6 protein-coding genes are annotated in these 5,678 nt (G+C 32.0%); 4 read left to right on the top strand and 2 right to left on the bottom strand.

Annotated features, from left to right (window positions below; translation table 11 throughout):
• Positions 1 to 171: 171 nt before the first annotated feature.
• On the bottom strand, positions 172 to 1,062 hold the full coding sequence (locus J2S17_RS28605; RefSeq protein WP_307480752.1) for a hypothetical protein: 891 nt from the start codon (positions 1,060 to 1,062) through the stop codon (positions 172 to 174).
• 526 nt (positions 1,063 to 1,588) lie between these two features.
• A complete protein-coding gene (locus tag J2S17_RS28600) occupies positions 1,589 to 2,068 on the bottom strand; it encodes a PH domain-containing protein (RefSeq protein ID WP_307480749.1) in 480 nt (159 codons plus the stop codon).
• A 717-nt stretch (positions 2,069 to 2,785) separates the two neighbouring features.
• On the opposite strand from J2S17_RS28600, the gene J2S17_RS28595 reads away from it, so the two are divergent.
• The 4 genes from J2S17_RS28595 to J2S17_RS28580 form a co-directional block, all read left to right on the top strand.
• On the top strand, positions 2,786 to 3,181 hold the full coding sequence (locus J2S17_RS28595) for a phage tail tube protein (RefSeq protein ID WP_307480747.1): 396 nt from the start codon (positions 2,786 to 2,788) through the stop codon (positions 3,179 to 3,181).
• A 17-nt stretch (positions 3,182 to 3,198) separates the two neighbouring features.
• On the top strand, positions 3,199 to 3,834 hold the full coding sequence (locus J2S17_RS28590) for a hypothetical protein (RefSeq protein WP_307480746.1): 636 nt from the start codon (positions 3,199 to 3,201) through the stop codon (positions 3,832 to 3,834).
• Positions 3,827 to 4,177 carry a hypothetical protein gene (locus tag J2S17_RS28585; RefSeq protein ID WP_307480744.1) on the top strand — a complete coding sequence of 117 codons (351 nt, stop codon included), beginning with the start codon at positions 3,827 to 3,829 and terminating at the stop codon, positions 4,175 to 4,177. Before J2S17_RS28590 ends, J2S17_RS28585 begins: the two co-directional genes overlap by 8 nt.
• Positions 4,178 to 4,378: 201 nt before the next feature.
• Positions 4,379 to 5,678 (top strand): phage tail protein (locus J2S17_RS28580; RefSeq protein WP_442342057.1); only part of this gene is annotated, 1,300 nt, incomplete at its 3' end.

Genomic DNA, 5,678 nt, shown 5'->3' with positions numbered 1-5,678 from the left:
GGCGTTCTCTTTTAGTCATGTAGATTCTCCTTGAAAGTATTATATGTAGTCTACTTGACCTTAAAAATTCTGTCTAACTAAGTGTAGCCTATCCAGCCTTTTGTTTCTTCAACTAAAGCAGCACCGTATATGTTTGCAATTTCATTGGGGATTACAAGAACTCATTTATAATTATTCATTTTCGATTTTATACCCAAATTCTCTTGCTCTATCAATGAAATTATATAGGTTTCCTTTCCCCCACTGTGTAGTAACAGCAATTACAGTTCCGTCTTCTAACTTTATTAGTTCATCTTCCTTGATGTAGTATCTTTTATAACCCGTTTTTTCATATATTTCTAATGCTTTTTCTTTTGTTGTAAGCACACCAGTAGAACCTTGCAAATCATTAGGAAAATCTTGTTTTAACTCAAAATAGGTTTTTGTTTTATGAGCTGCCAAATAATCTTTAATAACCTCTAACACTAACCTACCCTTGTTATATTTTTCACCGTTATAAATAAACTTTGTTCTATCAAAATTTCTACTCTTATTATTAAAAATTGTATCGGATATTACATACACTTGATTGTCTTCCCCTCTAAATCTGGAAATAGTTAATGCTGCTACTGGGATATTGTTTTCAATCTGATAGCCATTTGACAATTTTTCATCAAGCTCTGCCGATATTGCAGAACCAACTATTACTCCAACCCACTTTATATCCTTGTAATCCAAATCTATATTAGGTTTGATATAAGTATTAAAAAGCTGTTTCTTCTCTTTCATATAATCTTCCAATTGCTCTAAATGCAATGAAGATAATGTACCTAATTTTAGTTCAACCACACCAAAGGTATCTTGTCCATATTGGACCAATATGTCAATTCTGCCATCAGAATATTTTCTTCCATTTTTTAATGATAATTCCACATCAATTATAGATACATCAGAAAAATCATTTTCATCCAACTTGAGTATACTCTCATTTTCAACTAAATAAGATTCCATCGATAACTCTCTTAAAAAAGGTAATGGTCTTAATTCGACATCATTTGCAGTTACTTGCTTAAAAATTCTCATACTGTATTCTCCTACATAAGTTTTTTTATACTAGATAAGCACGTATTTCCTCAAATCTGGTCCAATTCTGAAGGTCGCCTCCTTATTCAAGGAAAGCCAATAACATAGTGATTGAATTTTTTTCTCTTCCCAACTCTATAAAACCTAAATTTCGATATAAATTCACTGCATTTGTATTAGCAGCATCCCATCTCCACCCTTAGACAACACTTTACTATAAATAGCCATTTTTTATTAAAGGTTTATTCCGGATAATGGCCCTTTAACAGAACAACTATTGTCACTTAGCAGTTCCTTAATCAACTTTTCAAATTCAGGTGTTCTTTCCTTTTTCACTATAAATAAACACCCCTTCAGATCATATCTAAAGGGGTAGAACATCGCATCTTTTTTATAAACGTCGCGTCTTTATTCGAAAACATCGCGTCTTTTTTATAAACATCGTAACTTTATTCTAAAGCCACAGCAAGAGATACATTAATGTTTAAATTTATTATATTATTATCTCTTCAATATTTTGTTAGATCTAACGATTTATGATATTAGATTTTAAAATCTCAAATTCTTTTTCTGAAATATGTCCTTGCTGCTTTAACTCCACTATTTTCTGAATCTCATCACCCACGGAATAAGGTTTAGAGCCCGTATCTTTAACAGGACTTTCCTTGAGTTCATCCAATGTTTGTACAAGTATTTGTCTGGTTTCACTCAATCTTTCTTTCCAGCCATCTCTTATAATTACCTTTTGATGAGAATCGTTCACATAAATTGTTAATACAGCTTCTGTAAAATGGTTTTGCAGTTCAACAGATCCAATACTTTTTATATCAACTTCTTCTATATTTTCACCAGTAAAAAAACCTTTTCGTCCACACATCACTCTCAAATTAGTAATAGCAACTGCTCCCAACCCATTATAAATAAAACACTGATGTACTCTTATAATTTCTTCTCCATCTTTCAATAAACTTTCAATGTATGTAATATGCTTGTCTTTTTTTGCCAATTACCTTAACCTCCTCCATATGTTTAAATCGGATTAGAATATCATCACTTAAGTATTTATGCTCTTGGTATCCTTTTCATTAATTTAGCAATTTTCATTAATATATGCAATTGAAAGATTATTTAGAGTCCCCTTTATAAATCTTCTATGTTTAAGAGAACTTATTTATTGACACCAGTAAAATATCAAAATTCCTTGTTAATTATCTATGTGAGAAGAGAAGAACAAGCAAATTAATACATATTAATCTTAAAAAAACATCGTCGATTTGCAACTCTGTTAGATAATAATTTGACTGAGGCTCGATTAGACAGCCTCTGACACATAATTTACGAAATTAAATTTTATTTTAGTAGTTTATATAGACTTTTAAAATACTATTAGCACACTTTTAAGACACATTGACTTACCTTAAGAAGGTTAATATTTTATTAGGAGGTGATTTTACTTGATAGGTGATTTGATCAACAAAGAAGTCATAATTAATTTTACCAATAAAGAATATTGTCTGGGTACATTAAAGCAATTTGATGAAACAAATAAAATCCTTACTCTCGAGACAGGTAACAGACACATCTTTGTTAACTTAAATTTCATTAAGTTAATTGAGGAAAGCAGATAGAGTTATTATGGATTTTTAATAGAAAATAAAGAAAGTTATTAATTGTTTGTAAATAATAAAATATTAATGTAATCAAATTTGAAAGGAAGATGAATATGTCATTAGCAGGAAGAAACACAGTAGTAAAAGTTTCAAGCGATGGAGAACAATTTACAGTTGTACAAGACTTAAAAGAAGTAACTATGCCAATGGAAAGTGATAACCAAGATATCAGTACATTTGGATCTAATCACGTAAAAAGATTATATGGATTAAGAGATACCAGTTATGAATTAAATGGCCTTCTAAACCTAAATGATATTAATGGTCAACAAAAAATTCGCCAATCCTTAGTTGAAAACACACCATTATATATACAGTTTTTGCCAGATGGGAACAATGGATTCCAGCAAGAAGTAATGGTTGCTAGTTATGAAGTTTCAGCATCTGCTGAAGGTGTTGTGGAATTAGCAATTGAGTTGGAAGGAACGGGAGAAGTAACAATTATCTAATGGGGGAGGGATAAAATATGGCTATAAGTGGCTTTAAATCCCAAGTAATGGTTACAGGTAAACCTGTTGAATTTTTGAATGAAGGGACTTTAACACAAAACTTTACAACATACTCAATTGTAGATCGTAAAAAGAAAATATTTAGTTACGAAGATAATATTAAAGTTGAAGAAAGTATTGATGGTGAAATCTGGAGTGTAATTGAATCAGGTTTGTATGAAGTCAATAGATTGAAAGGTGAAATTACCTTCTCAGAGCAAAAAAGTGAAAATACTACTATACGACTATCAGGGTTTTTCCTTCCATTGTCATTAGCAGGAAAGTCATATGAATATACTTATAGTATAGAAATTGAAAATCTCAGCGCACCCGAATTTGGATCTAATTATCAAAAAAGATTGTATGGACAGAAAGACACAAGTGGAGAAATTCTAAATTGGTATGAAACTAATAATTCTCTATTATTAAATGCATTACGAGAAAATACTACTGTTGTTCTTCAATTTTATGGAAATGAGAATGACCTTGATTTTTGTATGTGGGCTATTCTAAAAACTGCAGAGGTTTCAAGTACAATTGGTGGTTTAGTAGAAGAAGCTATAGAATTTGAAGGAACTACAGACATAAATGGAAGGATGTTTAGCATTGAATAAATTAAGAAATAACATCTTAAATACACAAGATATTTCAAGCGAAAATTTATATATTCCTGAATGGAAGGTCGAAGTAGAGGTTCGAGGTCTCTCAGGTTCGGCACGAAATAGAATTCTAAGTAATGCACTTAATAAAAAAGGAGAAATAGATCTAAATGCAATGTATCCTGATTTAATTATTGCTTCATTATTTGAACCGGGAACAAACGAAAGAATTTTCGGACCAGAAGACCGCGATATTCTAAATGCTAAAAGTGGTAAAGCGCTTGAACGAATTGCACGCGTTGCTATGGATTTATCTGGATTAAATGAAGGACAGGTTGAAGAAAAGGTAAAAAACTAAAAAAGCACCCTGAACGTCGGTTTTATTTTGACCTTGCTGAACGTTTGGGGTGTACCGTATCTGAATTGCTGAACAATATTACATCTGAAGAATTAACGGAATGGATTGCATACTTTAAAATTCTTGCTCAAGAACAAAAAGAAGCAGAAAAAAAACAAAAATATAAGCATAAATAACAATTTAGAAGGGAGGCATTCATATATGTCTGCGGCCGGAGGAAGTGCAAACCCTGAAAGTCAATATTCTACATTGGGTAAAACATTAAATGATTTAGGTGAGTCTGCACAAAAAGCTGTTGCACCTTTACTTGCACTTCAAGCAGCTGCATTATTAGGAGCACAGCAAAGTCAGGCTTGGAAAGAATACCAGGAAAATATTAATAGTTTAAATGAGTCATTAACACCTTTTGCAGTTGCCTTATTGCAATTAACGAATACAGCCTTAGTTCCGTTAACAGCGATAATATCTGAATTAAGTGGTTGGTTTAGTACCCTATCACCTACAATTCAAATGGCTACCATAGGTTTTATAGGATTATTGGGTTTTCTACCAACAATAATTACTTTTATTGGGGGATTATCTAGTTCAGTAGGTTTACTAATAACAAAACTTGGACCCCTATTTACAAGATTACTCACCTTAATGACTGGAATGACCAGTCTTTCAGCAGTTCTTTCATTTTTAAGTGGCTCCTTTTTGTTACCTTTAATTGGTATAGCAGCGTTAGTAGCTGGATTTATTCATGCTTGGCAAACATCTGAGACTTTTAGAAATGCTGTTACGACTGCTGTTAATAGTATTGTTCAGGTTATGCAATGGGCTTGGCCATTTATACAAATGATTATTGTAGGAGTATTTAATAATATTAAAAATGTTATTACTGGGGCAATAGGTATAATTTCAGGTATAATGACACTTTTTGCAAATCTGTTCACTGGGAACTGGTCTGGTGTATGGGAAAGTGCTCTTTTAATTATTAAAAATGCTTGGCAATTAATTTGGAACTTAGTTCAATTATGGGGAATTGGAAAAGTATTGGGGTTAGTAGGCAAATTAAAATCTTCTATTGTGGGTATTTTTACTAGTATGAGAGCAAGTATTGTTAGTAGATTTAGTGGTATGTGGAGTACTTTAACATCCACCGTATCATCGGCAATGGGAGCAATTGGTGGTTTAATAAGAGGTGCATTTACAGGTATTTTAGGATGGTTTACTACTCTAGGTGCCTCATTTTTTAGTGCAGGTCAAGGGCTCATGGATCAGATTAAAAATGGAATAGTAAATGCTGCAAATAAAGTATTAAGTACAGTGAAGGATATTGCAGGTAAGATTAGGGATTTCCTTCCGTTTTCTCCTGCAAAAGTTGGGCCTTTATCAGATTTAAACAAATTAGATTTTGCTAGTCCATGGTATGTCAACACTAAACTAGACAACTTTTTTAAGGTGTTCAAGTTTATAATCAATTGGACTTACATAACCAAGTGTCCCATGAATTCGTATG

The organism is Cytobacillus purgationiresistens (assembly GCF_030813235.1).
Taxonomy (GTDB): Bacteria; Bacillota; Bacilli; order Bacillales; family Cytobacillaceae; genus Cytobacillus; species Cytobacillus purgationiresistens.
Note: the sequence above shows the minus strand (reverse complement) of the source record. Positions and strands in the feature narration are given on the sequence as shown.